Annotated in this window: 3 protein-coding genes; 1 reads left to right on the forward strand and 2 read right to left on the reverse strand. The window is 66.6% G+C overall.

Annotated elements, in window-relative coordinates:
• The coding region (locus ABEL04_RS14785; RefSeq protein WP_375803169.1) for a carboxypeptidase regulatory-like domain-containing protein at nucleotides 1–622 on the reverse strand (622 nt) is incomplete at its 3' end.
• Nucleotides 623–1,131: 509 nt separating this feature from the next.
• Here ABEL04_RS14785 and ABEL04_RS14790 point away from each other — a divergent pair.
• Nucleotides 1,132–3,129 (forward strand): thiamine pyrophosphate-dependent enzyme, encoded by a 1,998-nt coding sequence (locus ABEL04_RS14790; RefSeq protein WP_375803170.1) that lies wholly within the window; start codon nucleotides 1,132–1,134, stop codon nucleotides 3,127–3,129.
• Between the two features lie 162 nt (nucleotides 3,130–3,291).
• Here ABEL04_RS14790 and ABEL04_RS14795 read toward each other — a convergent pair.
• Nucleotides 3,292–3,485, reverse strand: a 194-nt coding sequence (locus tag ABEL04_RS14795; protein WP_375803171.1) for a DUF3368 domain-containing protein, incomplete at its 5' end; no start/stop codon positions are given.

Here is a 3,485-nt window from a genome sequence, read left to right on the forward strand (position 1 = left end):
CCAGGGAGGGCACGGCGGCCTGGCGGTAGTCGGTGAGGACGTAGGTGGCGCCGCTAAACGCCTCGTTGAATCCGCGCAGGACCACTTCGCGCCGGTCGATGCCCGTCTGCGCCATGTCGACCCCGGGGACGGAGCGGATGGCCTCGACCGTGGAGGTGCTGACCTGACGCCCGATGTCCTCGGGCTGGAGGACGGAAATCGAGGCTGGGGCGTCGAGGATCTTCTCCTGTCGCCGCGAGGCCGACACGACGACCGTCTCCAGACTCGACGTCGACAGCGGCAGTTCGACCGTCAGGTTGCGCGACTCGCCGGCCTCCACCGCCAGCGTGCGCTGCTGCGTCTGATACCCAACGAAGCGCACTTCAAGGACGTACTCTCCGGGGGGCACTTCGGTGAATCGGAAGGTGCCCTCCGTATCGGTCGCCGTTCCACTGACGGCGGTAGACGCGTCGGGCTCGCGCAGTGCCACGTTGGCCCCGATGAGGGGCGACCCGTCCTGGGCGTCGACGACGGTCCCAGTGAGCGTAGCGCTGTCCTGCGCTCCGGCCATTGGCGGAAGGAGGGACAGGAAGAGGGCTGCGACAAGGAGAGCAAATGCGTAGCGCCTCGTGTCCAAAGCCATGGAAGAAGGGGGGTTGTGTCAGAAGTAAATGGGACCGATGAGGCCGAAGGACTTGGTATCGCACTCAACCGGACACACATTTTAGAAGAAACAAAAAAGATAATCAATGAACGCCGAAGGGCCTCGCGGCTTGTCCTTTGCGCCAGACTGCAATGTTCGCCGCGGACGGACAGCGTCGGTGCGCACGTTTCCCAAATCCTATTCCGGGTTGAGAACACACGCATCTTCTCCGGACAGGAGCACCCGGGGAGCAGACGGCCGAGCGGCTTCGTCTCGGCCCGTTCGCCTCCTGTTGCCGTCGCCGTTCGGCCCTGGTCCCCGGATGCGCTCGCTGAGTCCCTGCTCCGTTCTCCCGTTCCCAGATTCGGGAACCACTCGGACAGAGAACCGCTTGGCTGAACGGCGAGTCCCACGTTAACCTCAGTGCTGACTTCGGCCCCGCAGGCGTCTGTGGGACACGGCCCTGTCGATGCCAGAACTGCTATAACGCACTTCACAGACGTACGCCCATGACTGCCCCCGATGCGCCCGTTGGCTCCCCCCTGGACCTCGATCTTCGTGCCCTCTATCGGGCGCTCTTGGAGCCCCGGGTCATCGAGGAAAAGATGCTCACCCTCATCCGACAGGGCCGCCTCGCGAAGTGGTTCAGCGGGTACGGGCAGGAGGCCATCGCCGTGGGCACCACCTGGGCGCTCGACGACCGCGACTACATCTTGCCCATGCACCGCAACCTCGGGGTCTGGACGACCCGCGACGTGGATCGGGAGCGCCTCTTCTGCCAGCTCATGGGCAAAGAGGGCGGCTTCACGAACGGGCGCGACCGCACGTTCCACTTCGGCCTGCCTGAGAAGAACATCGTAGGCATGATCTCGCACATGGCCGCCATGCTGCCGGTGGCCTGCGGGCTGGGTCAGGCCATCCGGTACCGTGAGGAGGACCGCGTCGCCTGCGCGTTCTGCGGCGACGGGGGCACCCGCGAGGGGGACTTCCACGAGGCGCTCAACCTGGCGGCGGTGTGGGACCTGCCGGTCGTCTTTCTGGTCGAGAACAACGGCTACGGCCTGTCGACGCCGACCGAGGAGGCGGTGGCAGTCGACGACATCGCCGACGCCGCCGACGGGTACGACATGCCCGGCCGTGTAGTGGACGGCAACGACCTGCTGGCGGTGATGGAAGCGGTCGGGGAGGCCCGCGCCCATGCTCGGGAGGAGGGCCCCGTCCTGCTGGAGATGAAGACCTTCCGCGTGCGGGGCCACGAGGAGGCCTCCGGCACCGCCTACGTGCCCGACGAACTGATTGAGGACTGGACGGACAAAGATCCCGTCGACCGGTTTGCGGCGACGCTCCGGAACGAAGGGCTGCTCGACAGCGACGAGATGGAGGCCCTCCGCAACGACCTCGAGTCGACGATCGACGACCTCGCCGAGTGGGCGCTCGACCAGCCCGAGCCGACGAGCACCCCCGAGGCGGAGCGCGACGCGGTCTTCGCCGACGCCCCCGATCCGGCGCTGCCGTCGCCCGACGCCGACACGGAAGAGCCCCGCTTCATCGACGCCGTCCAGGACGCCCTCTGGACCGCGATGCAGGACGACGAGGACGTGATCCTGATGGGCCAGGACATCGCCGAGTACGGCGGGGCCTTCAAGGTGACCGACGGGTTCGTCGAGGAGTTCGGCGCAGAGCGCGTCCGCAACACGCCGATCATTGAGGGCGGGGCGATCGGAGCGGGGATGGGGCTGGCCATCGAGGACCTTCCGGCGGTCGTAGAAATGCAGTACGCCGACTTCATCTCGTGCGGCTTCAATCAGACGGTCAACAACCTGGCGACCACGCACTACCGGTGGGGCCAGCCCCTCAACGTGACCATCCGCGCCCCCTTCGGCGGCGGCATCGGGGCCGGGCCGTTTCACTCACAGTCGCGCGAGGCCTGGTTTGCCCACACGCCGGGCCTCAAGGTGGTCATCCCCGCCACGCCCCGCGACGCAAAGGGGCTTCTCCGAACCGCCCTGGCCGACCCGAATCCGGTCCTCTTCTTCGAGCACAAGAAGCTCTACCGCTCGGTCCGCGGCGCAGTGCCGACCGAGGACTATTCGCTGCCGTTCGGGGAGGCGCGCATCGCCCGCGAGGGCACCGACGCGACGATCGTCACCTACGGCGTGGGCGTGCACTGGGCGCTGGACGAGGCCGAGCACCAGGCCGAGGCGAACGGGGCGGAGCTGGAGGTGGTGGACCTGCGCACCCTGGTGCCGTGGGACCGCGAGACGGTGCGCCAGTCGCTCGCCAAGACGAATCGCCTCCTCGTGCTGCACGAGGCGACGCGCACCGCGGGCTTCGGGGCCGAGCTGGCCGCGGAGCTGGGCGAAATTGGCTTCAAATTGCTCGACGCACCCATCCGGCGCGTGGCCGCCGAAGACCTGCCGGTGCCGAATGCCAAGCCGCTGGAGGACGAGATCTTCTCGGCGACAGCCCGGCTGCGGCCGACGGTGGAGGAACTGCTGGCGTTTTAGCCGATCGCCGCTGAGCACTGGCGGACGCTACTGATCGTTATGGTTCGACCGATACGTTTCCACGCAAGCCTCCCATTCTCAGCAAGTCGACAGCGAATCCTGCGGGCCGCCCGAGGTTTGGAAATCCAGTCGGCCGCCGATCCAAAACGGCACTTGCTGAGATCAGTCGAGAAGAGAATCGACGCGATTGAGGGGAGACCGGTATCCGGCATCGATCATTTCCGTAAGCAGCGTATTGGCCTGCGTTCGAGACAGATAGCCCTGCTGTACGGAGGCCACGAGAATGCCGAGCGTGCCCGTAACGGGAATATCATACTGGCGAGCGGCGGCCCTTGCATCCGCATCGTCACTGGCAA

Source organism: Salinibacter sp. (genome assembly GCF_042218895.1).
In the GTDB taxonomy this organism is placed as follows: Bacteria; Bacteroidota; Rhodothermia; order Rhodothermales; family Salinibacteraceae; genus Salinibacter.

Excerpts from the sequence above, each read along its gene's own strand:
- ABEL04_RS14790 (WP_375803170.1), top strand. The coding sequence starts at position 1,132 with ATGACTGCCCCCGATGCGCCCGTTGGCTCCCCCCTGGACCTCGATCTT.